This is a genomic window from Zooshikella ganghwensis (assembly GCF_018263875.1).
Taxonomy (GTDB): domain Bacteria; phylum Pseudomonadota; class Gammaproteobacteria; order Pseudomonadales; family Zooshikellaceae; genus Zooshikella; species Zooshikella ganghwensis.
In genome coordinates this window covers 1-25,279 of record NZ_JAEVHG010000017.1, presented here as the reverse complement: position 1 = coordinate 25,279, position 25,279 = coordinate 1, and the positions used below count along the sequence as shown (strand labels likewise).

Sequence of the window (25,279 nt, the reverse complement as noted above, 5' to 3'; positions counted from 1 at the left end):
ACGGGTTAAGATGTGTCTATGAAAATAATGATAATGCGTCATGGGGAAGCAGAGGCTACTGCTCTTTCAGATGGACAGCGACCTTTGACAGAAGAGGGTATAAATGAAGTAACCCAGGTTGCTGAGCTGGTTGCGGAAGAGTATGTTGTGTCAAAAATAATAGCGAGTCCATTATTACGGGCACAGCAAACTGCCTCGTTGATGGCGACCGGACTAAACTTGCCAGCGGTGGATACCCTGACAGAGTTAGCACCAGAGCATAAGCCTGAAAGTGTGCTCAAAGCATTGGCAAATGAGGAGGCAGAAGTTTTACTGCTAGTCAGTCACATGCCTCTAGTGGATCAGCTGGCGGGTTGGTTACTTGAGGGCTCTCGTATGAGTCCAATTGCCTTTCCGACGGCGACCGTTGCAGTATTGCATACGGATCATCTGGCCGCTGGAGTTGCTGAACTGGAGCGTGTTTTTTTGGCGCCAAGTTAAGGCTAATTAAAGGATTCACATCATTGCTTAGTATGCTCAACGCTTAGGGTGAACTGAGTGGCTAGATGCGCGAAGCTAAATCCAATGCAAGGTCTTGCGTAGGTGAGTGAGCACTTGATGATGAAAGTATAATCGTGTCTTCTTTCATTATGGCTGATTGTGTTATTATTCCCGTGTAAAAGAATTTACACATAAAATTCAAAATAAAAAGTACCCATATTTATGCAACAGTTTATGTGGATATGAGCCTTTTAGGGTTAACAGTTTGCTCTTGACTGTTTGGATAAAACAGGATTGTTTTACCACTTTATTATTCGTATGTTATTTATTAAACATGTCATCAACTCAAATTCATTTTTCACATGCTAATGGTTTTCCTGCCCCAAGTTATCGTCAACTGTTTAAACACCTAGGGGACCATGGTTATAACATAGGTTATCTGGACCAGCATGGTCATAACCCGCGTTTTCCAGTAAATGATAATTGGGAGCACTTAGTTGCAGAGCTCATTCATACGGTTCGGCAACGATACCAACAACCCGTGATTGCTGTAGGTCATTCGCTGGGCGGCTTTTTGTCATTGTCAGCGGCTAGTCAGCAGCCACAGTTGTTTCGTGCTGTGGTGATGCTTGACTCTCCATTGCTGACTCGCATGGATCAAACAGTGGTTATGTTGGCAAAAAGATTAGGCTTTATTGACCGTATAACCCCGGCTGGCCGGACACAGGGGCGTCGTTCAAGTTGGCCTGACAGGGATCAGGCTCAGGCATATTTTGCGAGTAAATCATTATTTAAATATTTTGAGCCTGCGTGTTTACATGATTATTTGACATATGGTTTGCAAGAGAACAAGCAAGGTGTGTCGTTGCGCTATGATGTAGCAACAGAGCTGAAAATTTATCGTACAATTCCTCACTTGCCGCTCAGGACAAAACTAACTGTACCTACGGCTTTACTTTTTGGGCAACATAGCCGTGTTGTGGCCCATCGACATCGGCGTATGATTACTGGGCGTTACCGGGCACTGGTCAGGGAAGTTTCAGGAGGACATATGTTTCCGTTTGAACACCCAAAGGAAACGGCAGAGCAAATTCATCATGTCATTTCTCACTTGTTAATGAGAGGTGAATATGCAGTCTCCGCCTGAGTCGCTATCAATTAAGCTGCCTTCAGGTTTAACGCTGGCTGGTTTACGTTGGGGGGCGTCGCATCAGCCACTAGTATTAGCGCTGCATGGTTGGTTAGATAACGCCGCGACTTTTAATGAGTTAGCACCTTTATTATCAGATTTTCAAATACTCGCCATTGATTTTGCCGGACATGGCTTATCTGATCATCGTCCTGCTGGTGTCTCCTATCATATTTGGGACAATATAACGGATATTTTAGGGCTATTGAGTGAAATCGACTGCAGCGCCTGTCATGTGCTCGGCCACTCTATGGGGGCGATTGTGGCGATGTTATTGGCTGTCACATTCCCTGAGCGTGTAAAGTCGATTGCGTTGATTGATGGGTTATGGCCACTTACCAGTCAACCAGAGGACGTTCCCTCCCAGTTGCGTAAAGCGTTGATGCGTCAAATACAGCATCATCAGCGACGTATGCCGATCTATATGAGTTTTGACGAAGCGTTGACGGCAAGGCAGCGAAATACACCTCTTTCATTACGAGCAGTCGAGCATATCGTTGAGCGAGGTTTGCAAAAACTCCCAGAAGGCTGGCAGTGGCGGAATGATTTACGGTTAACACTGCCTTCCCCAGTCCGTTTGACGGATGCCCAGGCTGAGGCGTTTATCCAACAACTGGATAGGCCAAGCCATTTGTTTTTAGCCTCTAATGGTTTGTGGCAGCAGTACCCTTATTTACAAGAAAAAATGTCAAAATTAAATAGCATTAATGTGACAGAAGTACTTGGACACCACCACTTTCATTTAGAAGTTGAAGGCGCGGTAATTTTGGCGCCCTTGCTTCGAGCGTTTTGGCATCACTACAGTGAGCCAGATGTACTTAGTGATCAATGAATCTATAAAGGTTCTCGTGAAACCATCAGGTAGACAACATATGGTGCAGAGTCTTGGCTTCGTTTGTTAAAAAGACCATAAAGTGACTACCTGATGACTGAGAGGTTTACTAAACTAACAGTGTACATGACAAGGGTTAGTTAACTACATGTGTTGTGTTAAATATCAGGCCATGATGGTGTTGGCCTTGCTGTTCCATATGTTGACGGCTAAAGCGGATCTGCTTGGTATAGCGCCTTATCCAAACGCAAAGATTGAAGAAAAGCAGCAAAGGGATGTGACTAATCATCAGGTCGTGTTGAGTGCTGTTCGTAAAGTCAATGGTTTGCTTAGGGCAGAAAAAGAGCTTTGGCTGGATGGCACTTTACACCGTGTTTTATATCAAATACCAACAGGGCACTCAAATAAAGAGGCATTTGATTACTTTGTTGAGCAAGTCAGTAAAAGTGGTTCAACTGTCTTATTTCGCTGTGAAGAAAGGCGGTGTGGCAGCAGTAATTTGTGGGCAAATCAGGTGTTTGAGGTTGCTAAGCTTTATGGTCCTGATAGAGAGCAATATTATCAGGTAGCTAAGTATTTTGAGCAGCAACAACTGTATTACATTGCGCTTTATACGATTCGTCGGGGAAATCGGCGGGTCTATGCTATGGTTGAAATCTTTAAACCCAAGCAGAAAGCGGCTAAACCACTTCTTATTAATGCGGATGCATTATTAGCGCAATTAAATGAACAGGGCTTTGCTGATGTCTTTGGTATTCCTGATTACGCAAAACAGATAGCGACTAATGATAGCTATCAGGTACTGAGGCAGCTTGTTAAGGAGCACTCATTACGGCTAGTCATCGCTGGACAAGGAACCTGGCAGGTGAATTCAAAAGCATCTCTGGCTTCATCACTCGAAATGGGAAAAGCATATGCTCAAAAAATACAACAACAATTAGTGCTTGATGGCGTGGCGGCCGAAGATGCATTAGTTATGACTTCGGGGCCAGCGTTGAGTATTAAGCATCAGACGTTACCAGCTATTCGAATTATTAAACAACAGTAGAGGTATTTTAAAAATTTTAATATGGCTTTTTCCGAGATCAGCAATGAATCAAAACCAATAACAGTATCGCTGGTATTAGGCAGTGGTGGTGCAAGAGGTTATGCGCATATTGGTGTTATTGATGAACTGGTTGACCGGGGTTATCAAATTGATTGTATATCAGGCTGCTCTATGGGAGCCTTAGTGGGTGGACTGTATGCGGCAGGGAAACTAGAAGAGTATCGAGAGTGGATTAACTCCCTTGATTATATTGATGTGATCCGTTTGCTGGATGTTAGTTTTAACTTGGGAGGAATTCGTGGTAATAAAGTTTTTGAAGTCATTAATGGTATGTTGGGAGACACGCGTATAGAGGATTTACCTATTCCTTATACAGCGGTAGCAACAGATTTAGTTGCACAGCAGGAAATATGGTTTCAGAGAGGTTTATTACAAGATGCTATTCGGGCTTCGATTGCTATTCCAAGTATTTTTACACCAGTTATCAAAGGCAATCGTTTTCTTGTTGATGGAGGGGTGTTAAACCCTCTGCCAATTGCACCTACAATATCAGCTCATACAGATATCATTATTGCTGTGGATTTAAGTAGTAATAAACCTGACCATGAACTGCCGGAAAATAATAAATCCAAAAAAACACTGTCCAAAGGTAAAAGCAGAGGACCCTTTGACCGTTGGTTTGGTCAGCTTCGGAAGCGTACACAAAGTTTATTTGAGAATGGTAATAAAAAAGACGACTTTTCCAGTATCATTAATGAAACAGGTGATAATGTCCTTAAAAAAGGTATGATGGAAATTATCAACCAGTCATTAGAAACGATGCAAAGCTCGTTAGCGCAATACAAAATTGCTGGTTATCCTCCTGATGTATTAGTGGGTATTTCTCGAAATGCTTGTCGGTTTTATGAATTTTATCGCAGTCAAGAGCTTATTGATTTAGGGCGTATGGCTGCGAAAAATGCACTGGACCGGTTTGAGGGTATTGAAACAATTCCCAAACACCAGGGTCCAGTTGTGATTAATGATGACAGTGAAGATTTAGCTATTTAATCGGCTATTCGTAAGTACCAACTGCATAGATGCTTTCATAACTGTGACTGTATATTTCTAGAATATTGCCAAAAGGGTCTTCCATGTAAACCATGCGGTAAGGCTTTTTACCTGGATAATAATAACGAGGCTTTGCCATTCGTTTTTTTCCTCCTGCCAAGATAATTTTCTCCATTAATCCTTCTACATCTGGATCTTGTACACAGAAGTGAAAAATGCCTGTTTTCCAGTACTCAAAATTATTATCAGGGTTTTGTTGGTTATTAAATTGAAAAAGCTCAATACCAATTCGATCCCCTGTGGCTAAGTGAGCAATTTTGAATGATTGCCAGCCAGCCCCAAAAACATCGGTACACATTTGGCCTATGGCACTTTGGTCTTCAACAATTGTCGTGGGTTGCATAACCAAGTACCAGCCTAGTACCTGAGTATAAAAGCTTACAGCCTGTTCGACGTCAGGGACGGAAATACCAATATGGGAAAAAGTTCGAGGGTAAGGTGCTTTCATTAACCTACCTGTTAAAAGAAGTGAGATACGTGGTTGTAGTTTAGGAAAGAATCACGTTAATATAAAATTATCATTTATGATGATAACTATTATAATTTGTTATGATTAATCAAAATTTTTTACGTACCTTTCGGGTATTGGTGCAGACGGGAAACTTTACGCGTACTGCAGAACAATTACACATGACACAATCTGGAGTCAGTCAACATATCAAAAAGCTGGAAACACAATTGGGGCAGCTGTTATTGAACCGTTATGGCAAACGATTTGAACTTACGAGTGCAGGTGAGTTACTGTTTGATTTTGCTACAAAGCAGCTCACAGCAGAGTCAGAGCTATTGCAGGCGCTTGAAATGGATAATACTCATGTTGGACAGTGCAAAATAGCCTGCTCAGGCCCTATGGCAATGCAGTTATATCCTGAGCTGTTGTGCTTACAGATTGATATTCCTACCTTGACGTTTGCTGTTGAGGCAGCACCCAATGTCACCATTATCGAGTTAATTAAAAATAACCAGTTTGATTTAGGTATTGTGACACAACAAGTCAGTGATCATACTTTAACGCAACAATGGGTTGGGACAGACGACCTCTGTCTTATTGTGCCAAAAGGTAAGCAAGCTAATTGGTCGTCACTGACGAACCTGGGGTTAATTAACCACCCTAGTGCTCATCATTATGCTCATCAATTATTAGAACAAAACTTTCCGAATGAGTTTAGTGATGTAAACCAGTTACCTGAGCGTGGTTATATTAACCAGCTTGCACAGATTTTACTCCCGATCTCTCAAGGTATAGGATTTACTGTGATTCCTCAATCAACGTTAGATGCCTCTCCTTTTTTGAACAAAGTTAGAGTAGTGACCTTAGATAAACCTGTGGCAGAAGATGTATATTTGGTCAGTAAAAAACATAAACCGCTAGCGGCTCGTTATCAATTGGTGATAAGTTTAATTAAGCAGTTATGGAAGAAGTAAAAGTAAAGTCGAGTTGGCTTTTTTTAGGAATATATCGTGCGCAGGCTTAGTCATCACCCTTGGTGATCAAGAGTGCTGATTGTGGATGCCTTTAGGGGTAAGCGATATGGGTAATAGCACGCAAAAAGTGGACTCTAGAACGATATATAAACAGGTTGGTTTAAACATAAAGAGTAAGGCTTAATATTACTCAACCATCTGCCGCAAAGATACGTCAGCTGAGTCTCCAGAGATGGATTTACGACGAGTTGAGTAGTGTTATGCCTTGCTCGAATACAGCGCTCCTTTCACTATTTATATCATCTACTAAAACCCTTTGTTTTGGGTATATAGCCTTTACGCTAGGTATAGTGGTACATAAACATACTGGATATCGAAAAAAGCAGCTTTTATGAAATCTAATCGTCAATAAAACGATTTAAAAGTGTCATTGGTGATAGTCATAGTAGGTTTTGTTTTAGCAGAAGTTTAATTTTTTTGTTTATTTTGATTTTTGTTTTTCTAATGGAAGGATGGCCTTTTTAAGGGAGTTTTATGGGTAAGTGCAAAGGAATAACCAGTAAATTATTCATTGCTGGCATACTTGTTATGCTTTCTGCTTTTGGTTTTGCTGCAAATGGTGAAAGAAAAGTACTCTTAGTGGGTATTGATGGTACTCAATACGAGCGTGTTATAGCATTGGATACACCTGGGTTTGACCGGCTAAATATTGTTAAAGCTTATACAGGTGGTGTAGCAGGCAATAAATCAGAACAAAGAACGGTCAGTGGTCCAGGCTGGACGACAATTTTAACGGGAGTATGGAAAAATAAACATGGTATTGCAAATAACACTGATGGATTAGCAAACTCAAACTGGCCAAGTATTTATCGTTATTTATACAACGCTAATAGTCAATTAAAACTCTTTGGATTTTCAACATGGGGACCTATTCATACTCAGTTTTTTAAGAATGATATGTCATTTTTATCAAACCATGCTGAAGGTGGGAGTGATGATGATAACGTAGACCGTACATTAAGTGTACTTTACCATGATTCCCCTGACTTTATCTTTTTACATTTAGATGAGCCAGATGCAGCAGGGCATAGCCATGGTTTTGGGCAAGAATATGATGACTCTATAATACGTTCAGATAAGCGTCTGGGTAGGTTATTGGATGCTGTAGCCCATCGGGAGCAAACATTTGGTGAAAATTGGTTAGTATTGGTGACGACCGATCATGGCCGTGATTTTATGGGAAAAGGTCATGGTAGCCAAACCAAACAGGAAAAGACCATTTTTATTGCCAGTAATAAATCACTTAATGAAAAGTATAAAAAAATTGTTGCATTACCTAATAAGCACTTTGATGGAATATATGGATTGCCTGCACAAACTTACATTGTTCCAACTATACTCAACTTCTTTGGTGTAATGTCTGATATTCATTGGCGTTTAGACGGCTTGCCATTAGTTGGTGACATTAACGTTAATCGAGTTTATGCCAATATTGGTGGTAAAAAGTGTGGTTTGGAGTGGGACGTTAATACGGGCACACCCGCAACATTAGGTTCTAATGAGCATGTTGCAAAATTTGACTGTGATGGCCATGCGGATCCTTTATTTATTAAAGGGAATAAAATATATGCAAATATTTTTAATTCAGGCTGTTCTTTACAGTGGGATGTGGATAAAGGAACACCATTAACACTGGAAGCAAGTGAGCATGTTGCCAAGTTTGATTGTACTGATGATGGCGACTCACTCCAAATAAATGCTCAGCAGATAACGACATATATTGATGATCAGTTGTGTGGGTTTCAATGGGATGCCGATGCGGGCACACCAATAACCTTAGGTCGAAATGAGCATGTAGCGAAATTTGACTGCCAGGGGAGCCCTGATCAAGTTATTATTGAATAAGACTTGCTGCGTAGTCGCTTTGTTGTTAATTAAACCCACATAGGCCCAGGTTTATGTGGGTTTTCAAATAGTGAAACAGAGTAAATGTACAATATGTTGTAACATAGTGAGCTGATCTATAATTGAAGTACATTTTTTTCTTATCTGCCGACTGATAAATGAGTGATCATTAATGAGGAAACGTTGCCTGCATATTAGCATTACACTATTAGTGAGCTGGATAGCTACTTATGTGGGTGGTTTGGAAGCAACAAATGTGCGGTCGTCAGAGATTAAAGTTGCGCTTGATGCTTGGCCGCCTTTCAGAATGCTTAATAAAAATCAATATTCGGGTATTGATATTGACCTCTGGGACCGCATAGGGCAACAGATGGATGCAAAAGTGACCTTTGTTCGTTGCCCCTGGGGACGATGTTTACGGATGATGAAAGAAGGAATTGTAGACATGATGGGCGGTCTAGCCTATCGGGACGAAAGAGCAAAATATATGCAGTATATTTTTCCTGCCTACTATTCGTGTTCAACAGTATTTTATAAAAATAAGAGAAATGACTTTCATATTGAAAACTATGAAGATTTATATTATTACGAAATAGGCTTTGTTATAGGGTCAGCATACTTTTTCCCTTTTGATCAGGATGAAAAGATCACGAAAAAAGGTGTGGGTACAGAGAGACAACTTTTGGAAATGTTAGCACTTGATCGCATACAACTCATTATTGGTACTGACTGCCAGGCTGATTATGAAATTGCTCAGTCATCTTACCAAACGCTTTTTGAAAAGCTTACATATAAGCCAAATAATAATGTCAAGCTGCACATAGCAATTTCAAAAAAATCACCTTACTTAAAGAAAAAGCAAGCTTTTCAAGATGCATTGAGCAGGTTAATTAACGAAGGCACTATTGAAGAAATCAGTGCCTCATATTTTAAATAAATTGGCCTGTTAACACTATTTGAATATCACTGTTATGACGGTAAATGCACTCATCTAGGTGCGAAGCGTGAAGTTTAGTGGTTCTAAATGAACAATGAGCAACAACAAGTAGTGCTTTTACCGTCATCACCCATCGGGCTGTGATTATTTTTCCACCTAGCGGTGTTACAAGTCATTTATGTAGAATGACTACACGGCATTCGTTGTGCCCTTAAGTTTGCTTTTGGGCAATGCCCATCAGTACAGGCATAGTTTGACCTTGCCCTTCCAGTGCAAAAGGTTGGTTTAGCGAGACAACCGAAAGTTCTGCGTTTTGCAATGCTTGTTCAACAGACTGTTTACTTAATCCAAAGTCTGATTGTTCATCTGTTTTGAGCCAGTCCCACTGAATAAGAAAACCACTGGGTTTAAGTAGAGTGGCTAATAGCGCCAGGGTATCAGTATAGTGAGGTAAAAAGCCAAAGACAGATGAGGCTACAATTAAATCGAAGGGGGAATGTAATGATTTTTCTTCCTCAAGAGTGGACTCAGTGAGTAATGTGCTAAGGGTAACAACATTGGGTAAATTTTTTTGTCGAAGAATCTCGATCATTTTAGGTGACGAGTCTAGTGCGACAATTTCCGTTGCTAAAGGTGATAAACGTTCGGTGAGCTGGCCTGTACCACAGCCAAAGTCGAGGATACGAAGTCCTTTTGGGTTTACTGTCTTTAAAAGTGATTCAAATGCGTGGTTTGCATAAGTGGTCACATCAGGATTGCTATCCCATATCTCTGCATAATCATCCCAGCTTTCTGACATTGCTTTTTACCCTTTGCTAGGGCCTGTTAACACTGTTATGACGGTAAAAGTGATATTCAAACAGTGTTAACAGGCCTTAATCTGTATTGATTAAAATATTTGCTGAGAGATTACCAGAAAACGATGAAAACAAAAACCAGGGCTCAGGGTTTGAACCTTTATAATGTTTTTTTTACTAAAGGCTATTGTATTAACTTTTGTTGTATTTGACCCCATGATATAAGTTTAAAGTTTGTTGCGTCTCGAACCTGATTATCATTAAGATAACTTTTTTCACCGGCTTCTCCATCATGGACAATGAGCACTCCATAAGGAAAATCTTTCCCTAAATAATAGGGGAAAGTGGCAAGTCCATCTGTATGTTTTACCTGTTTATGATCTGTTCCTAAAATTTTTAGTGTAGCAATAGGTGTAACAGAATAAGGCGCATGATGACTCAACCTGTACACGACAATACGATCATTCCCTTGACTGGAGGCAAGCAATAAGCGTTGTTGATGCTGCTGAAATAGTGCTAAGCCTTCAACATCAGCCACTAAAGGACGGTGTTTGGGTAAGGGCTGAAGTAAATTACAGTGGTACTCCTCTTCGTCATGATTCCAGATACGAGAGTAGGGGATACCAAAGCTTGCAACACGGTCAATTAGCTCGGGGGACTGCTTACCAAAAGGGTCAACACGCCAGATCCCGACTTGTTCCTGGGCAGCATAAAGCTGCTTGCTGTGTTTATCAAAGACCATACCCTCTATTTGAGGCTGTTCATTATCGTCACTTAAACAAGGTGCCCACTGTTGCCCATTGCTTAACGTGAATTGACTGGGTAAGGCTATTTGTTTTACGACCTGATAGCTTAATAAGCCTGAAGTGGTTGGCTGAATCTGTAGTATGGCCAGTTGATTTTGTTTACGCTGTGAGACAAATGCCCATAACTGTTGTTGTTGATGCTCGTAATAACTTGCAAGTCCATAGGCACTTCGTTGCAAAGGCAGTGTCTCTAACGTTGAAAAAATCATTGGTACGTCAGTTGCCGTTATATTTCGCATTAATCGTTGCTTCGCCGATAGATGAAAAAAACGTAACCTGTCTTGTCCTCGATCGGTGGTAATAATGATATCCAGGGGGTGTTGGTTTATGTTAACTGAATGGATGACATCAACGTTGTTATAACGACTAGTGGGTATTTTATTAGCGTCAGGGAATATCTGCTGCCTTAACTTTCCATTAAGAGTAAAGCTTGCTAAACCACCTTTTTTTAAGGTGCCAATAATTAAACTCTGAGATGGGTTTTTATGGTTATACCAGAGTGCGGGGTCATCAGCATCAGCAAAACCATTCGCGGCATCATCAAAAAAACGCTCTGTTTCAACGTTTGCGTGAATAACCCACTCTGGATATAAATGCTTTGCGTACAGCGAAGCTGTGGTTAGAGATAACAACGCTGAAAAGAAAAAAAGACAAGTAAAATAACGTTTTACAATACGGTTGATCAGACTCATAAACAATCCCTAAAAAATGATTCGTGAAGGGTATACAAGGTGATATAAATCTGAGCACTGTAAAAGGTTATTATGACGCTGGTATAACGTTATTAAAAAAGAGCTATACCCTTCACGAATGATTTCTAGATTTTGTTATCTTCACTCCTCACCCCAATCACCTATTAATATAGGCTCATGGGGCTTCGTCACTCGATGGCCGCACCTAAAAACCATTCGTATTGGGTATAATTGATTATTAATGGCCTTTAACCAAAGTCTGCATAATCTCCGTTGAGTACGCGGTAACCCCTTCCTTGGAGTATGAATAGTGCACTTTATAACAGTAAGTGGTATTTTTTACTGTTAATAAAAGTGATTGAATAAAATCATTCCCCAGGTCATGGTGACTAGCAGTAATGTGATTAACACGGCTGCAGACCCAGTATCTTTAGCTCGCCCACTGAGTTCATGAAAATCGGAACCAATCCGGTCAACAACCGTTTCAATGGCTGAGTTAAGCAGCTCTACGATTAATAATAAAAGCAGGCTACCTATGAGTAAAATGCGTTCGATGGTTGTTACATCAAGCCAAATCGCTAATGGTGTTAGCACTGTAATAAGTACAATTTCTTGGCGAATCGCTGCTTCATGATGCCAGGCTGAAGTTAAACCCTGGTATGAATATCGTGTTGCATTGATAAGACGGCGAATACCAGTAGCACCTGGTTTCATAATCGACTCCAACTAAAAAATGTACTAAAACAGGGCGTAGTTTAAATGTATTAAACATGCGGTCTAATGGCTTTGTTGCCCTGATTACAAACGTTGCTTCAACTGTACTACAGTATACAGTGTTTCTTCGTTTTACTCTATTTGGTCAGTTTGAGTATGACCTTGGCGAGAAATCACTTATTGGTATACTGTGTTACATTCACTACCGCCTATTAAGGGAGGAATTATTCTATGTCTGAGACAATATCCTGGGAAGACTTTGCAAAAGTTGAGCTAAGAGTTGGAACCGTTGTTGAGGTGCAGCCATTTCCGGAAGCACGAAAGCCTGCGTATATTATCCATGTTGACTTTGGACCAGAATTTGGTGTGCGTAAGACCAGTGCCCAAATCACCGATCTTTATACGCCTGAAACATTGATTGGCCGTCAAATACTGGGCGTTGTTAACTTTCCAGTAAAACAAATTGGGCCAATGCGTTCTGAGTTTTTATTGACAGGTTTTCACCGTGACGATGGTTCAGTTGTTATTACCTCGCCAGAACAGGCGGTGCCCAATGGCGCTAAACTGTGTTAAAGCAATAAGCTTAATGTGTCTGTTTGGGTAGCGATGATGATTTATTAAATATAATTAATAGACTGTCCTTGTGAACTTTTTCAGTGTTTAATAAACCAACCTAAGCAGTTTAAAAAAATAATGTGTGTTTATTTTTTTATTGCCCTTATTTTTTAGGGGATGTCCTTCGCTTTGGGGCATATAAGCCTTAAACAAGGGGAACATACGTTTCATTTTGCCTTTTATGTGGGGTTATAAAACCCGCTTAAACCCATATGGGTACGTTTGTTGAAAAACAAGGAGTAATTTATGAAGTTGCGGCTCCGTCGCTCATTTCTCTCCATTGCTGTTTCTGTGGCATTATTGCAAGGCTGCCAGTCAATATCACCGGTAAAACAACAACAGCCTGACTTACTGTCGAGTTTACCCCAGCTTGCCTATGAAAAATTTACCTTGCCCAATGGCTTGACAGTCATTGTTCATGAAGACCGCAAAGCGCCAGTGGTAGCGGTGAATCTTTGGTACAAGGTGGGTTCAAAAGATGAAAAACCAGGTAAAACAGGGTTTGCCCATTTATTTGAGCATTTAATGTTTCAAGGTTCCGAACACTTTAAAGGTGAATTTTTTGAGCCTTTTGAGAAGGCGGGAGCCACAGCACAAAACGGAACGACTAACGCTGATCGAACCAACTATTTTGAAACAGTACCCACTAATGCGCTGGATATGGCTTTATGGATGGAATCAGATCGGATGGGGCATTTCCTGGGGAGTATTAGCCAGGCGAAACTTGATGAGCAACGTGGCGTTGTCAAAAATGAAAAACGCCAGGGTGATAACAGCCCTTATGGCAAAATGTGGGATTTGTTATTTACGGCCAGCTATCCAGAGGGACATCCTTACTCTTGGGATACGATTGGTTCAATGGATGACTTAAATGCAGCCTCATTAGACGACGTAAAAAAATGGTTTAAGCGTTATTATGGACCGTCTAATGCCGTTTTAGTGCTGGCGGGCGATATTGATGTGGCGACAGCTAAGGCCAAAGTGAGTAAGTATTTTGGCGATATTCCTGCGGGACCGCCACTGGCAAAACCTGAACAGTGGGTGGCGAAATTAACGGATACTAAACGTTATACGATTCAGGATCGCGTACCACAAGCACGAGTTGCCATGGTGTGGAATATCCCAGCCAAAGAAACGGCTGCAGAACGTGAGTTAGATCTTGTGGCTGCGTTACTAGGGGGCGGTAAACAATCTCCTTTGTATCAGCGTTTGGTACAAAAAGATCAGCTGGCGTCCAGTGTCGCAGCATTTAGCTATGCTCGATTGCTGGGTGGGCAATTTGTCATTATTGCTGATGCTAAACCAGGTGTAGATACCCAGCAGATTGAGGCTGTTATTCAAGAAGAATTGGATAAAATTAAGCAACAACTGCCTTCTAGACAGGATTTACAACGGGTTATTAATAGTCAAGTTGCAGGCTTTATAGAGAGCGCTGAACGAGTGGGTGGTTTTGGTGGCGTTTCAGATATCTTGGCTGAAAACGAGTTTTATAGCCAAAATCCAACCACCTATTATGATCGTGTGCATTATCAAGCTACAGTTGAGCCTGAGGCATTACAGCAAGCAGCTCAACAGTGGTTGGATAAGGGTAAGTTGGTGATCACGGTAACGCCTTTTCCTGAATATACTCATGCAAAAGTGGGGGCCGACCGCTCTAAGTTGCCTAAAGTGGGCGATATAAAGCCAGTTCAATTACCAGAATTTAAAACCTTTACATTAAGTAATGGCATTCAGGTTTCACTGGCTCAACGCACAGGGACGCCTACTTTGAGCATGGCGTGGCTATTTGATGCAGGGTTAGCGGCTGAGCAAGGGTTGCCTTCAGGGATTGCTGATTTAACCTTGTCAATGATGCGTGAAGGGACTCAGCAGCGATCAGTTATTGAACTCGAAAATGAGCTGGATGAGTTAGGTGCATCATTTTATTCATACACTGATATTGATACATCAGTTTTTCAACTAACGGCAATACGTGACCAGTTTGAACCCAGTTTGGCGATTGCAGTGGATGTGTTGCAAAATCCAGCATTTAATCAGGAAGATTTTAAACGCAAACAGTCAAACTGGCTGGATCGTATTGCTCAGGAAAAAGCTGAACCCCATAGTATGGCAATGCGTATTTTGCCAGAGCTGCTTTATGGTAAACAGCATCCTTATAGTACCCCCTGGACGGCAAGTGGGCGAGAGGATGACATTAAAAGAGTAACACCCGCTCAGTTAAAACAGTTTCACCAGGCTTGGATCAGACCTGATAACAGCCAGTTGGTGGTAGTGGGCGATATTTCGGAGGTGCAACTAAAAGCAACATTGGAGCGCCAGTTTGCAAAATGGCAAAAGCCTGAACAAGTGTTGCCCCAAAAACAAATTCCGCAAGTTCAACCAACTAAGCAACGTAAGTTGTATTTAATTGATAAGCCTGATGCGGATCAGTCAGTTATTTATGTAGGACAGTTATTGTCTATTCATGACAAGAGTGAAATACCACTGCGTATCATGAATGATATTTTTGGTGGACAATTCAGTGCTCGATTAAACACTAATTTGCGTGAAGATAAACACTGGTCTTATGGGGCTTATAGTTATTTGCAGGAAGCAGAGGGGCAGTCACCATTAATGATGGTTACCTCAGTACAAACTGATAAGACCATACCTGCTTTGCAGGAAATTCAAAAAGAAGTGAAAGGGTATCTGGGTAAGAAGCCTGCCTCGCAATCGGAGCTAGATAAAATAAAACAAAACTGGCTAAGGAGCCGAGCGGGTGAGTTGCAGACAAACGATGCGGTATTGAGCTTAATGGTTGGGCAAATCCAGAAAGATAAGCCATTGGATGAGCTCCACCAATTTGATCAGCAAGTACAGCGTGTGCCTTTAAAAACTGTACGACAGGTAACACAACAGTTTTTACACCCACAAGAAATGATTTGGGTAGTGGTAGGTGATTTGAAGAAAATGAAGGGGCAGTGGCAGAAACTTGGGTTTGATCAAGTTGAAACCTTAGATCCTAAAAAGAGCTTGTAGTTTAAACTCATCCTGTTTTATATACCCAAAACAAAAAGAAGGAAATGCAGTGAAGGCTTCGCCTTCACTGCGCTGCTGCAAACTTTTGCTCATGCTCCAATAACCACTGTTTACGTTCTAACCCTCCCGCATATCCGACCAGTTTTCCATCTTTTCCAATAACCCGGTGGCAAGGAATGATGATGGCAATTCGGTTATGGCCATTGGCTGAAGCAACAGCACGAACGGCTTTAGGTTTGTTTAGTTTTTCAGCTTGTTGCTGATAACTGGCGGTTTGTCCATAGGGAATGGTTTGTAGACATTGCCATACGGACTGTTGGAATGCTGTGCCAGGGGTGTCTAATTTGACATCAAATGTTTGTCTTTTACCTGAAAAATACTCATTAATTTCACGTTGGGCTTGTTGGGTATAGCCATTTTCACCCGCAATAATAGTTGCCTTTTTTAATCGTTGCAGGTCTTTAAATTCAGTTTCCAGCATACGTCGGTCAACAAATTCGAGTAAACATACTCCTTGCTCTGTTGCGCAGACAAACATGGGACCGAGTGGTGTGGTAAAACGGTTAATAACAATGACATTGTTTTGCATAGTGTTGTTGTTTTTAGGTGACTGTCCAATAATTTTTTTGTAAGTGTAACCAAAGCCGCTTAACGAGTTGTAGCCTGCTTCGTAAGCTGTTGTCGTGGCTGTTTTTCCTGATTTAAGCTCTTCTAAAGCATTATTAATACGATACATGCGTTGAAATGTGTGAAAGGTCATTCCATAGTGCTTTTTGAACCAGCGGCGAACCCCTTCAGGGCTAATTTGATGCTGTTTAAGTTGCCAGTCAGTGACTTTCCTTTTGGGGTTGTTTCTCACCAGGCTAATAGCCTGCTTTACTTGGCTAGGTGCTTCATTGGCATTTTCTGTTGGTTTGCAGACTTTACAGGGACGATAGCCAGCGTCAAGCGCCTCTTTAAAGGTGGTATAAAACACAACGTTTTCGCGCTTTGGTTTTCTGGCTCTACAGGTTGCAATGCAGCATATTGAAGTCGTTTTGACTCCCACAAAGAAAATCCCAACAAAACGAGGATTTCTATCAATGAGGGCTTGGTAGTATGTGGCTACCGTCTCCGGGTCAGTAACTTGCATTGCTTGGCTCCTAGGCTGTTCGCTAAGAAGATAGTAAAGGCATTACAATTGAGCTGACAACCGAAAACTGGACAAGTATACCCTTCACGAATGATTTCTAGGTTTTGTTATCTTCACTCCTCACCCCAATCACCTATTAATATAGGCTCATGGAGCTTCGTCACTCGATGGCCGCACCTAAAAACCATTCGTATTGGGTATATAAAAAAATATTAATTATTGAAAAATGACAACATATACCCTTCACGAATCATTTTTTAGGGTTTGTTGTCAGCAACGCGTTTTTTTCGCCGGTTAAGATTTTTTTGTGTCCCTGAGTTTTCCCGTCCAAGACGAACCCAGGCAATATCGTGAGTAGAGGCTAATGTCATGTGTTTGTCCCGCTCACTATCTGATTGAAAACCACCAATTGTTTTAAACCCAACATTATTTCTTGGCGAAGTGAACATGTGGTAAATAGTGACGGCAGTTGTTTTGCCAAGCAAATACTGTTGTGCAAGTGTATCAGCACCCCGAGCATCACCTATCACAAATGCTTCATTGCATGCGAGTGCCTGGTCTATCCTGGGGCGATAGTGGACATCAAACTCTGTTTTGGTGAGATCAAGGTGTCCACTAATAAAGTTGATTTGGGTTGAATTTTTCATTTTATCGCATCAGTTTATAAATAGCGTTTTTTATATCTTGCAGGTTAGCTGGTACAAACGATTAAGTGTGTGAGTGCACTTGCTTAGCAAGGGCTTTATGTTACCGTGACCTGGTTGAAATATAAACTTTTTGCTATCACCCCTTCAGGTAAGGGTTTTCGATGTGCTCGAAAGAGATTATGCAGACTTTGGATAAAAGACCATGAAAAAATAGCTTTTTAAATGAGAAGATATATGTAATTTTTTTGGGCTAAAAAAAAGTGCTTATTGGGGATGGATAGATAACACGAATTTTAAAGCATATGCCAGAGACTTTGCTTCGTCTTCTGGCATAGAACATTAAAAGTGTTTACTTGATACCTAAGGTAGAGGTTATTTTATTCAGATCGGCGTTACTGAGTTCTGTGTAATTCCAAATAAACAAACCACCCAAATGTTTACTGGTAACTTGTTCTAAGAAAAAGTCCAAATTTTCATTATTGAGTCCTGCAGGTGTTAGCGCTAAAACTACTTTTTTACAGTCACCAACCAGTTTAATGGTTCTATCAACTGCTGCAGGTACATTAGCCTTGATGGTAGGCATATCCCACATAGCGGCACCATAGCACATCAGGTTGAAACGATCACAGACATTTGCTTTGGCGATGGCCGCTACGTTATCGTTGATTGTTTTTCCTTCTGAACTTTGATCTGGATTGTTATAGTCCCACCCAGCAAGAAATGTATAACTCGTGCTTTTGCCTTGCCCCAAATCTTGCATTGCATTAATGATATTATTGACATTCATTTGGCTTTCATCATCAAAATCAACACCTTGCCAACCATTCATATTGGCTGCGCTGATGATTTGGCTGACATCTTTACTGGTAGCAGGCATATTTTTGGGGCCTGCACCACCGCCACCATAGGTCCATAAAACCTTGCTATTTTTACTACTTGGAGCATGTTGCTCTTTAGGACTCCAGCACCAGCTTGGTGGTGGTTCAGACGTGGGAGGACCAGAGGTTAACCATGCTAGGTTAGTGATCATCCCATACATTGTGTAGGAAAACAGCGGGTTAGGTGGGTTTTTTAGATCTTGAGTCCATCCACCAATAATGTAATCACTCATTTATCGTCATCCTTGTGGTAATAAACGAAAGGATTTTATCACTTGAAAAGTAGTTGGGGGTGGAGGAAATGATGTTAATTTATAATGAATATTATATCGAGTGGGGTATTTTTTATTGAAAGAAATATGTAACGCTGTAGGTAGCGTTGAGTTGCTGGAGTGCCATTTATTAATCTATGAAATACAAGTGGTTACATATTAAATAAACAAATGTTTTATACCCATAATGAGGTATAAAAATACTAATAAAATACTAGTTTAAGAAAGGCATAAAACTATTAATGATAATAATGGAAAAGCATTTCGTTCAGCTATGGCAATTGACTCTTTGAAAGAATGAGTACTTTAAAACAGGTTATAAGAATAACTTCAAAAAAGCTCCACGGATCTGGTGAAGGACATGAAATTACATATTTTTATGGGTTTGGTGACGTTTCTGGTCAGTATACCTTCTATGGCAAATATGACGGATGAAAACAAACAAAAACTGGATACTTATCTGACCATTTTAGATAAATACAACAAAGCTATGCTTTCGGTAGCTATTTACCATCAAGACCGGCTTACATACAGTCATACCATCGGCAAGCTAGATGTTAAAAAAAATATTCCGCTGCAGGCTGACAGCCGGTTTCGTATTGGATCGTTAACCAAGTCCTTTACAGCAGTGTTAGTGATGAAGGCGGTTGAGCAAGGGAAGCTATCACTTACACAACATCTAGCGGATTTTTTCCCTCAGTTTCCGAGAGGAAAGGATATTTCTCTTGAACAATTACTGGCACATACTTCAGGTCTTTATAATTTTACAGATGCTCCTGAATACCTTTCCTCTATGATCCAGCCAACAAGCCAGGATGCACTGCTTGCTAAAATAGCTAGTTATCCCCTTGATTTTGAGCCTGGTACGAAAACCCGTTATTCTAATACGAATTATGTATTACTCGGGCTGATTCTTGAAAAGGCGTATGGTGTAACGTACGGAGAGCTATTGGCTCGCCAAATCACAAAGCCATTTGGACTTGAACATACCTATGTTGGCAAGAAAATAAACACAGAAAAAGGGGAAGCACTGTCTTTCAAATTTAATGAATACTGGGAGCCATCTCCAGAAATGGATATGAGTATACCTCTGGGAGCTGGGGCGATTGTATCAACAGCTAATGATATTAACTATTTTTACCAACAGTTATTTAAAAATAAAATTGTCACAAAGGCATCACTTAAGATGATGAAACCCAATAATACACATATAGGTAAAGGGTTGATGTCATTTTCGTTTCATGAAAAAACATTCTTGGGTCATAACGGGTCTATTGATGGATTTAATGCTATTGCAGGGTATTATAACGAAGATAAAATGAGTTTTGTTGTGTTGTCCAACGCTACTAATACACCATTTAATGATATCCTAACAGCTGTACTATCTGCATATTTTAATAAAAATTTTGATATACCTGACTTCACACTTAAGCCCATTGACCTACAAGCAGATCAATTAACAGCATTTACGGGTAAATATCAATCAAGGATGATCCCCAGGGATATTCAGATATTTGTACAAAACGACAAATTATACGCCCAGCCCTCTGGACGTAGTTCTTTCTCGTTACAAGCCTACCCTGGAGATGAATTTCGTTTTGATTCGGCTGGGATTATTATTCGCTTTAACCGTATATCTGATACTCAGCGAGAGGTGAAGGGATTTACCTTATTTGAAGGCGATGGGCAATTCGATTTCACCCGGATGTAACTTAACTTGCCATAGGGCATTAATTAGTACACCCTAGCAGGCAAAACATTTATGCTACTCTTGCCTGCTATAAGGCATATTAGAGTTGAATGGTGTCCCCTCGGCTAGGGTGTATTTGGCAATAAATTTTTGTAATTTACACGTTTGCCAAGGAGATACGATTTACTGGTAATTAGTAGACGTATACTTTGAACTCTTTCACGTCAGACCAAGCAGTTACACGCTCACTCATCCAGCGAGTAGGCGCACGACGTTTAATGGTCTGAATACCCGTTGATAAACTTTTAGCATAACTGTGCCACTTAGAGCCAGAGTTCATTCTTGCTAAACGAATTTGAAAGGTCCAGTAAGGGCTTACACCTGAGCTAAACATTGAGTTAAACATAGGCATAGTAGCAGCTAATACTTCACCAAAGCCACTCTCTGCATCCGCACCGGGATGCTGTCTAGTATAAATAACACCATTTTCAACCTTTGATTCTTGTTGAATTTGATTACTGTATAAATAATTAGCCATATGTGGACTGTTCTTCAGTACATTGTGCCAGTTTGGCTCAGCACTCACTTGCCCCGATAATAATGCGAATAGAATTATTCCTAATGGGTAACCCATAATTTTTTTCATTGATACATTCCCTGTATATTAAAGTGCTAGGTGAAACCACTAAACTTCATGCCTGGTGGCTCGATCAAATATTATCGTTTTTATTCGGTTTGTAAATATAACTAATATGTTTTTTCTAATCAAAAGCTTATATCAGATAAATTATGAGTGTTGATCATTAACATGATTCCTGCGGTTAATCTTTAATGCTCAAAGATTCAATCATAATGCGAGAAGCATCGTATTTTCGGGTGGGTATACGTAACTAGAAAAAATTTAGCTGTGTATAGCTGCTGAGCGGACGGAGTTTTTCAGGTTGTATTTTTTTGTCTTTCTTTAGTCTGAAAAAATAATTTAATATTTATCAGTAAAAAGATAAAACTGCTAGATGAGTAACCAAACTCTTTGTATTAACTCTCTAGTGTTGCTTCTGGTGTTTTTTCCTCTCAATGAATATACCCCCTCCAAAAAACTTTTTTTTAAAAAAGTAATAGGGTAAGAATAGTGCCCAGGCCAATCGCTTATCTTTTTATTACTATAAAACGCACCTTTGTCAAACGTCTGCATAACATCTGTCGAACACGATGTGAATCCTTCCCTGGAGGCTTGGTTGCCGCATCCCTGCGACAAACAGTTTGAAGTGTGTTATGCAGCCTTTGCCTTACAGAGCCTCCATCGAAATATTATTATTGTTTTTTTAAGCGTGGTTGAAAAGCTGTAAAAAGAGGCTTTGCAATGCTTGAATGGGGTTGTGAGTCAGGTGTTGGATGTTCCGCGATTGGATACTTTATATAGCACTGGCAAAGGTACTGTGAGTGCCAGGGACTACAAAAAATAGCCGATACGCAGGGTTATCGGCTATTTTGGTGGAGGGAGAGTTCCAAAATAAGAATATAGTTGGCTAGGGAGCTGCTCTTACCCGATTAAATTCTTTCATTGCGTATCCTTGCCAAGCTTTACCAGCTTCTTAATTGGATAATCAGTTTCATTACTAAAATCTATCCAATACTTAAATTGATTGGGATATTTATATTTATGTTCTAGCACAATCAACTTAATGCGACTAGTTTGCTCTTCAGTCAACTCACCTTCGAGCATTATTTCGTTAGCCGATTCAAACACCAAATCAGCCAGTTCTTCCCACTCCCATTTTTCCTTTGCTTCGTGGTTTAAAAAAATATCTATGTATTCATCCAACCTATCACCATTTGCGTTAGCTATACCCATATCTTGCTCGCAAGGCATTAAATTATATAGGTTAGCTAATCTTTCAAACCATTCCATGCTCTTGATACTCTATGAGTTTAACCTCTCAATAACCGGCGGGTATTAGCACGCATAGCGCCGTAGGCGCAAAGTTGATTGATTTTTAGCACTTTTGCTTAATTTCATCACGAAGCCTTCTAATAACGAAATGGAGCTCCTGCTGCTCACAAAGATATTCTCTTATAACGCCAAAATCAGAATAGCTACTGACATTAAAACCTTCTTCTATGTCGTTGTACCAGATCACTTTAGAACCTAGGACTCCAACAACAAAGAAACCTCCACCGTGACGCCCCCATGGATCAAGCTGCCACTTAATTGGTGCAATTTTTACTAAATTCCAAAACTCTCGCTCTTCTGACTCCATACACCAATAGTGTGTATCGATGAGGTCGTTGAGTTCCTTTAAAGAAATTGACGTCCACTTCATGCTCATATCTTTCTTGGATGCTAACGTTTTGCTGAGGGACTGGCGGAGCATCGCAAAGGTTGTCCCACAAAGGGCCTAGAGCAACTTATTAAATGTAAATTAGAAGAACCAATAGTTCCTCATTTCGCAGAGAAACTCTTTTGTAATCGGATAGCCTGATTTTGAGCCAATTACCGAGTCGATTGTACACTCTGGACAAAGAGCTGTTCGCCCAACCTCACCCTCAAAATCTGTCCACTCCACTATTTTATCTGGTGTAAAAATGGCTGTGCAATGAAAGCAGCCACAAACTTCGGAGTTTAAGACTTGCTCCCTGTGATAAATAGAAACTTTATGCGCTGTTATCTTTGGTTTTTCCATAAGTACTTTTTGCATTTATCTATTAATAAACATCACCCTAGCGCAAAACCTAGCCTCGCTGTAGAGCCTATGGCTAGTACTATCCAGGAAGATGGCAGGTCTTAAATTAAGCACTACCAAATATCTCTTGATACCAAAATGCATCTGGGTTTTTAAACCAGGATTCATTCTCATGATTAAGGGCAAGAGATAGCTTCTTTGGATCTAGTTTATAGCGCTCAAAAAGAGCTAGCAATTCACGGATACTATCTTCATTGAGCTTGGCTACCTCTAATTGAAGGCATCCCATTTTAATACTGCTAACACAGTCAATATCCTGTGCCCAAGTAAAGAAGGATTTTTCATCAAGTTCAGAAAAATATGTAACTGGTTGAGTGTCGATTTTCATGACTGATGTTTAACTATTAATTAACGTAACTTGGACACAAATCTAACCTCACTGTAGGCCCTATGGCTACTAGTATCCAGGGAGGTGGGTAGGGGCGGCTCTTTGCCGATTAGTTGCAAAATTCTCCGAACCAGTAGTACCACTTATAACCCTTAGCTTCGACTGTTTTACCATTGTTTGTGAGCCTTAGTTCTGGTGATTTAATTATATCCGTGATTTCTAATAAAGACTCTTTAAAGTCTTCATACTCGGAAGCGCCATAGAAATCATGCTTATCGCTTAATAGCGTTTTTCCTTCTTTGCTTTGGACTTCAAAGATCAACTCGGTTACCTGATATGGAACCGTAATTACTACATTTAACGCTTCAGACTGAATTAATATAGTAAGCGCAGAGCCTTCAGCATTTTCTTTGAACGATTCAGGTTTTCCAAGAATTTTCAGTATCTCTTGTTTATCCATAACTTGAGGCAACTAACGTTTCAATCAGCTGGTGCATCTTTTGTGCTCCGATGCATTGACTGGCTATGCGTGGATTCTAGTTCGATTACTGCTTCTTTAGCTCGGAAAGTCACGCTTTGATATTTTGATTTATGTAAAGCTTCTATAAGATCCTTTTCTACTTCGGACAAGCCTTCACCCAATAGATACGCCAAATGCTCAAGCCTATTTTCTGGCCATTCTTCCCACGTCTGAAGTACTTCGCCTAATATCATTTCTGGGTTATGGTCAATGACAGCTCTAGCATCATCACAAAGTATATCGCCCCAGTAGTTATCATCTGGGTGATCCAAAAGCTTAACTAGTTCTTCTATGTCATTCATGACTTAAACGTATAACTATTAATGAGCGTCACCCTGACGCAGCCCTAACCTCATTGTAGGCCTTGTGGCTTGTGGTATCCAGCTAGGAAGCAGTCTTACAGGGTGATGAGTACATGTAATTCTGAAAGATGCTCATTCATGCACCAATGCAAACACCACAACCGCTACAAAGTAATATACCACTGTAAATAGGCTTAACCACAGGAAAAATGCTACTGGCCCTCCTTGCATAATACCCCAAGATAAGCGATTAAGGCCTGGAGTGAAATTAAAGATGACTTGTGTAGTTGGAATAGAAAACAATGTCGTAATAAAGGTAACACTTGCTATTACTAGCTTTGTTGGGGAAGTGCTTCGTCTGCGTGCGATCCACGAGCAAAAGCAAAATCCCAGAAGCAGATGTATTACGAAAGCCCAAAATACAAGTTCCATACTTTACTACCTATGACCCTTTTATCTTATAAATACGAGTGAGCTCCACTCTAGCGCGAAATCCAGCTTCATTGCAGAGCTTATGCTTCTTAGCATCAGGCAAGGTGGCTTCTTGCCTTATTAATATTTTCTAGCCACTCATTCACTTGAGTACGACTTTCAAATTTCAATTTATCTCCGTTGAAGCATTCGTAAAGCGCATAGTGGAATGAGTGAGAGTTCTTGCTTTCTCGTGTGTAGTACTCAGCACACCAGTCTATCAACCTCTTTAATGAGTCTTCAGTTTGGCCTTGCCTAATTCTAGACAATATGCTTACTTTACAAACTTCCCATGGAACATCTAAAAACATTACAAGATCTGAATAGGGCATAAATGCTTCTGCTAATGCACCAAAGACTCCTTCAACAACCCAAATGCTCTTTACTTTAAGGAGTTCAATATCTCTTCTAACTATTTCTTTGGGCCTTTTGGTATTGAATCCCTGTGGCTCCCAGAATAAATCATCTAGGGAAATTAGTTTATTCCCATTTGATTTGGCAATTTCTTCTGATAAGAAGGACTTACCAGAGCCGCCATTTCCTATAACTACAATTCGTTCCATTTGAGCATTAACTATTAACGAATATCACCCCAGCGTAAAGCTTAGTTTTATTTATCAATAAATGGCGCAGTTGTACATACCCTATTATAATGTCTAAAAAATTGATTTGGAGACATCATTGTCTACTAATTAGCTAAAAACGATTTAGTAAACACAGCCAAACCGCT

26 protein-coding genes are annotated in these 25,279 nt (G+C 40.4%); 11 read left to right on the top strand and 15 right to left on the bottom strand.

Features of this window, described 5'->3' with window-relative positions; genetic code table 11:
- The first annotated feature begins 18 nt into the window (after positions 1–18).
- From sixA to KHS79_RS19650, 5 genes are all read left to right on the top strand, one after another.
- On the top strand, positions 19–480 hold the full coding sequence (sixA, locus tag KHS79_RS19670) for a phosphohistidine phosphatase SixA (protein WP_212721200.1): 462 nt from the start codon (positions 19–21) through the stop codon (positions 478–480).
- A gap of 334 nt (positions 481–814) precedes the next feature.
- Complete coding sequence (locus KHS79_RS19665) at positions 815–1,627, top strand: alpha/beta fold hydrolase (RefSeq protein ID WP_051311206.1); 813 nt, start codon at positions 815–817, stop codon at positions 1,625–1,627.
- Positions 1,611–2,501 carry an alpha/beta fold hydrolase gene (locus KHS79_RS19660; RefSeq protein WP_212721198.1) on the top strand — a complete coding sequence of 297 codons (891 nt, stop codon included), beginning with the start codon at positions 1,611–1,613 and terminating at the stop codon, positions 2,499–2,501. The genes KHS79_RS19665 and KHS79_RS19660 overlap by 17 nt, the downstream gene beginning before the upstream one ends.
- 148 nt (positions 2,502–2,649) lie before the next feature.
- Positions 2,650–3,549, top strand: a complete 900-nt coding sequence (locus KHS79_RS19655; RefSeq protein ID WP_212721196.1) for a DUF4892 domain-containing protein — start codon at positions 2,650–2,652, stop codon at positions 3,547–3,549.
- 21 nt (positions 3,550–3,570) lie between these two features.
- A complete protein-coding gene (locus KHS79_RS19650) occupies positions 3,571–4,599 on the top strand; it encodes a patatin-like phospholipase family protein (RefSeq protein WP_094787617.1) in 1,029 nt (342 codons plus the stop codon).
- Between the two features lie 4 nt (positions 4,600–4,603).
- On the opposite strand, the gene KHS79_RS19645 is transcribed toward KHS79_RS19650, so the two are convergent.
- Positions 4,604–5,107, bottom strand: coding sequence for a lactoylglutathione lyase family protein (locus KHS79_RS19645; protein WP_212721194.1), 504 nt, complete (start codon positions 5,105–5,107; stop codon positions 4,604–4,606).
- A gap of 101 nt (positions 5,108–5,208) precedes the next feature.
- Here KHS79_RS19645 and KHS79_RS19640 point away from each other — a divergent pair, with 101 nt between their 5' ends.
- The 3 genes from KHS79_RS19640 (at position 5,209) to KHS79_RS19630 (ending at position 8,926) form a co-directional block, all read left to right on the top strand.
- On the top strand, positions 5,209–6,084 hold the full coding sequence (locus KHS79_RS19640; protein WP_212721192.1) for a LysR family transcriptional regulator: 876 nt from the start codon (positions 5,209–5,211) through the stop codon (positions 6,082–6,084).
- Positions 6,085–6,618: 534 nt separating this feature from the next.
- Positions 6,619–7,989 carry an alkaline phosphatase family protein gene (locus KHS79_RS19635; protein ID WP_212721190.1) on the top strand — a complete coding sequence of 457 codons (1,371 nt, stop codon included), beginning with the start codon at positions 6,619–6,621 and terminating at the stop codon, positions 7,987–7,989.
- A 232-nt stretch (positions 7,990–8,221) separates the two neighbouring features.
- The gene (locus KHS79_RS19630; protein WP_212721188.1) at positions 8,222–8,926 is read left to right on the top strand and encodes a substrate-binding periplasmic protein; all 705 of its coding nucleotides are present in this window, start codon (positions 8,222–8,224) and stop codon (positions 8,924–8,926) included.
- Between the two features lie 211 nt (positions 8,927–9,137).
- On the opposite strand, the gene KHS79_RS19625 is transcribed toward KHS79_RS19630, so the two are convergent.
- The 3 genes from KHS79_RS19625 to KHS79_RS19615 all read right to left on the bottom strand — a co-directional run bounded on the left by KHS79_RS19625 (position 9,138) and on the right by KHS79_RS19615 (position 11,935).
- Positions 9,138–9,725, bottom strand: coding sequence for a class I SAM-dependent DNA methyltransferase (locus KHS79_RS19625; RefSeq protein WP_212721186.1), 588 nt, complete (start codon positions 9,723–9,725; stop codon positions 9,138–9,140).
- 182 nt (positions 9,726–9,907) lie between these two features.
- A complete protein-coding gene (locus tag KHS79_RS19620) occupies positions 9,908–11,221 on the bottom strand; it encodes a phytase (RefSeq protein ID WP_212721184.1) in 1,314 nt (437 codons plus the stop codon).
- A gap of 345 nt (positions 11,222–11,566) precedes the next feature.
- Positions 11,567–11,935: a diacylglycerol kinase gene (locus KHS79_RS19615; RefSeq protein ID WP_027709281.1), complete on the bottom strand. Its 369-nt coding sequence runs from the start codon at positions 11,933–11,935 to the stop codon at positions 11,567–11,569.
- Positions 11,936–12,166: 231 nt separating this feature from the next.
- On the opposite strand from KHS79_RS19615, the gene KHS79_RS19610 reads away from it, so the two are divergent.
- Both KHS79_RS19610 and KHS79_RS19605 read left to right on the top strand, forming a co-directional pair.
- Positions 12,167–12,508, top strand: a complete 342-nt coding sequence (locus KHS79_RS19610; RefSeq protein WP_027709280.1) for a tRNA-binding protein — start codon at positions 12,167–12,169, stop codon at positions 12,506–12,508.
- Positions 12,509–12,796: 288 nt separating this feature from the next.
- Entirely contained in the window at positions 12,797–15,568 is a 2,772-nt protein-coding gene (locus KHS79_RS19605; protein ID WP_212721183.1) for a M16 family metallopeptidase, read from the top strand.
- Positions 15,569–15,632: 64 nt separating this feature from the next.
- On the opposite strand, the gene KHS79_RS19600 is transcribed toward KHS79_RS19605, so the two are convergent.
- The 3 genes from KHS79_RS19600 to KHS79_RS19590 all read right to left on the bottom strand — a co-directional run bounded on the left by KHS79_RS19600 (position 15,633) and on the right by KHS79_RS19590 (position 18,458).
- On the bottom strand, positions 15,633–16,700 hold the full coding sequence (locus KHS79_RS19600) for a bifunctional transcriptional activator/DNA repair enzyme AdaA (protein WP_094787609.1): 1,068 nt from the start codon (positions 16,698–16,700) through the stop codon (positions 15,633–15,635).
- Between the two features lie 257 nt (positions 16,701–16,957).
- The gene (locus KHS79_RS19595; RefSeq protein ID WP_094787608.1) at positions 16,958–17,347 is read right to left on the bottom strand and encodes a hypothetical protein; all 390 of its coding nucleotides are present in this window, start codon (positions 17,345–17,347) and stop codon (positions 16,958–16,960) included.
- Positions 17,348–17,696: 349 nt separating this feature from the next.
- Positions 17,697–18,458 (bottom strand): glycoside hydrolase family 18 protein, encoded by a 762-nt coding sequence (locus KHS79_RS19590; RefSeq protein WP_094787607.1) that lies wholly within the window; start codon positions 18,456–18,458, stop codon positions 17,697–17,699.
- A 400-nt stretch (positions 18,459–18,858) separates the two neighbouring features.
- Here KHS79_RS19590 and KHS79_RS19585 point away from each other — a divergent pair, with 400 nt between their 5' ends.
- Complete coding sequence (locus tag KHS79_RS19585) at positions 18,859–20,208, top strand: serine hydrolase domain-containing protein (protein WP_212721182.1); 1,350 nt, start codon at positions 18,859–18,861, stop codon at positions 20,206–20,208.
- Between the two features lie 172 nt (positions 20,209–20,380).
- Here the strand turns inward: KHS79_RS19585 and KHS79_RS19580 are convergent, their stop codons facing one another.
- The 8 genes from KHS79_RS19580 to KHS79_RS19545 all read right to left on the bottom strand — a co-directional run bounded on the left by KHS79_RS19580 (position 20,381) and on the right by KHS79_RS19545 (position 25,112).
- Positions 20,381–20,833, bottom strand: a complete 453-nt coding sequence (locus KHS79_RS19580) for a hypothetical protein (protein ID WP_212721181.1) — start codon at positions 20,831–20,833, stop codon at positions 20,381–20,383.
- A gap of 912 nt (positions 20,834–21,745) precedes the next feature.
- Positions 21,746–22,096, bottom strand: coding sequence for a hypothetical protein (locus KHS79_RS19575; RefSeq protein ID WP_212721180.1), 351 nt, complete (start codon positions 22,094–22,096; stop codon positions 21,746–21,748).
- Between the two features lie 85 nt (positions 22,097–22,181).
- Complete coding sequence (locus KHS79_RS19570; protein ID WP_212721179.1) at positions 22,182–22,508, bottom strand: hypothetical protein; 327 nt, start codon at positions 22,506–22,508, stop codon at positions 22,182–22,184.
- Positions 22,509–22,607: 99 nt separating this feature from the next.
- Positions 22,608–22,868, bottom strand: a complete 261-nt coding sequence (locus KHS79_RS19565) for a cytoplasmic protein (protein WP_212721177.1) — start codon at positions 22,866–22,868, stop codon at positions 22,608–22,610.
- Positions 22,869–22,974: 106 nt separating this feature from the next.
- Complete coding sequence (locus tag KHS79_RS19560; protein WP_212721175.1) at positions 22,975–23,256, bottom strand: hypothetical protein; 282 nt, start codon at positions 23,254–23,256, stop codon at positions 22,975–22,977.
- Positions 23,257–23,365: 109 nt separating this feature from the next.
- Entirely contained in the window at positions 23,366–23,716 is a 351-nt protein-coding gene (locus tag KHS79_RS19555; protein WP_212721173.1) for a hypothetical protein, read from the bottom strand.
- Between the two features lie 20 nt (positions 23,717–23,736).
- Positions 23,737–24,078 carry a hypothetical protein gene (locus KHS79_RS19550; protein WP_212721171.1) on the bottom strand — a complete coding sequence of 114 codons (342 nt, stop codon included), beginning with the start codon at positions 24,076–24,078 and terminating at the stop codon, positions 23,737–23,739.
- 527 nt (positions 24,079–24,605) lie between these two features.
- Positions 24,606–25,112, bottom strand: coding sequence for a P-loop NTPase family protein (locus KHS79_RS19545; RefSeq protein WP_212721166.1), 507 nt, complete (start codon positions 25,110–25,112; stop codon positions 24,606–24,608).
- Positions 25,113–25,279: the final 167 nt, after the last annotated feature.

Bases quoted from the DNA above. Each gene is read 5' to 3' on its own strand.
- KHS79_RS19545 (WP_212721166.1), bottom strand. From the start codon at position 25,112: ATGGAACGAATTGTAGTTATAGGAAATGGCGGCTCTGGTAAGTCCTTC.
- KHS79_RS19625 (WP_212721186.1), bottom strand. From the start codon at position 9,725: ATGTCAGAAAGCTGGGATGATTATGCAGAGATATGGGATAGCAATCCT.
- KHS79_RS19635 (WP_212721190.1), top strand. From the start codon at position 6,619: ATGGGTAAGTGCAAAGGAATAACCAGTAAATTATTCATTGCTGGCATA.
- KHS79_RS19595 (WP_094787608.1), bottom strand. From the start codon at position 17,347: ATGAAAAATTCAACCCAAATCAACTTTATTAGTGGACACCTTGATCTC.
- KHS79_RS19615 (WP_027709281.1), bottom strand. From the start codon at position 11,935: ATGAAACCAGGTGCTACTGGTATTCGCCGTCTTATCAATGCAACACGA.
- KHS79_RS19575 (WP_212721180.1), bottom strand. From the start codon at position 22,096: ATGGAATGGTTTGAAAGATTAGCTAACCTATATAATTTAATGCCTTGC.
- KHS79_RS19660 (WP_212721198.1), top strand. From the start codon at position 1,611: ATGCAGTCTCCGCCTGAGTCGCTATCAATTAAGCTGCCTTCAGGTTTA.
- KHS79_RS19610 (WP_027709280.1), top strand. From the start codon at position 12,167: ATGTCTGAGACAATATCCTGGGAAGACTTTGCAAAAGTTGAGCTAAGA.
- KHS79_RS19665 (WP_051311206.1), top strand. From the start codon at position 815: ATGTCATCAACTCAAATTCATTTTTCACATGCTAATGGTTTTCCTGCC.
- KHS79_RS19640 (WP_212721192.1), top strand. From the start codon at position 5,209: ATGATTAATCAAAATTTTTTACGTACCTTTCGGGTATTGGTGCAGACG.
- sixA (WP_212721200.1), top strand. From the start codon at position 19: ATGAAAATAATGATAATGCGTCATGGGGAAGCAGAGGCTACTGCTCTT.
- KHS79_RS19600 (WP_094787609.1), bottom strand. From the start codon at position 16,700: ATGCAAGTTACTGACCCGGAGACGGTAGCCACATACTACCAAGCCCTC.
- KHS79_RS19565 (WP_212721177.1), bottom strand. From the start codon at position 22,868: ATGGAAAAACCAAAGATAACAGCGCATAAAGTTTCTATTTATCACAGG.
- KHS79_RS19620 (WP_212721184.1), bottom strand. From the start codon at position 11,221: ATGAGTCTGATCAACCGTATTGTAAAACGTTATTTTACTTGTCTTTTT.
- KHS79_RS19590 (WP_094787607.1), bottom strand. From the start codon at position 18,458: ATGAGTGATTACATTATTGGTGGATGGACTCAAGATCTAAAAAACCCA.
- KHS79_RS19560 (WP_212721175.1), bottom strand. From the start codon at position 23,256: ATGAAAATCGACACTCAACCAGTTACATATTTTTCTGAACTTGATGAA.
- KHS79_RS19580 (WP_212721181.1), bottom strand. From the start codon at position 20,833: ATGAAAAAAATTATGGGTTACCCATTAGGAATAATTCTATTCGCATTA.
- KHS79_RS19650 (WP_094787617.1), top strand. From the start codon at position 3,571: ATGGCTTTTTCCGAGATCAGCAATGAATCAAAACCAATAACAGTATCG.
- KHS79_RS19555 (WP_212721173.1), bottom strand. From the start codon at position 23,716: ATGGATAAACAAGAGATACTGAAAATTCTTGGAAAACCTGAATCGTTC.
- KHS79_RS19645 (WP_212721194.1), bottom strand. From the start codon at position 5,107: ATGAAAGCACCTTACCCTCGAACTTTTTCCCATATTGGTATTTCCGTC.
- KHS79_RS19570 (WP_212721179.1), bottom strand. From the start codon at position 22,508: ATGAAGTGGACGTCAATTTCTTTAAAGGAACTCAACGACCTCATCGAT.
- KHS79_RS19605 (WP_212721183.1), top strand. From the start codon at position 12,797: ATGAAGTTGCGGCTCCGTCGCTCATTTCTCTCCATTGCTGTTTCTGTG.
- KHS79_RS19655 (WP_212721196.1), top strand. From the start codon at position 2,650: ATGTGTTGTGTTAAATATCAGGCCATGATGGTGTTGGCCTTGCTGTTC.
- KHS79_RS19550 (WP_212721171.1), bottom strand. From the start codon at position 24,078: ATGAATGACATAGAAGAACTAGTTAAGCTTTTGGATCACCCAGATGAT.
- KHS79_RS19585 (WP_212721182.1), top strand. From the start codon at position 18,859: ATGAAATTACATATTTTTATGGGTTTGGTGACGTTTCTGGTCAGTATA.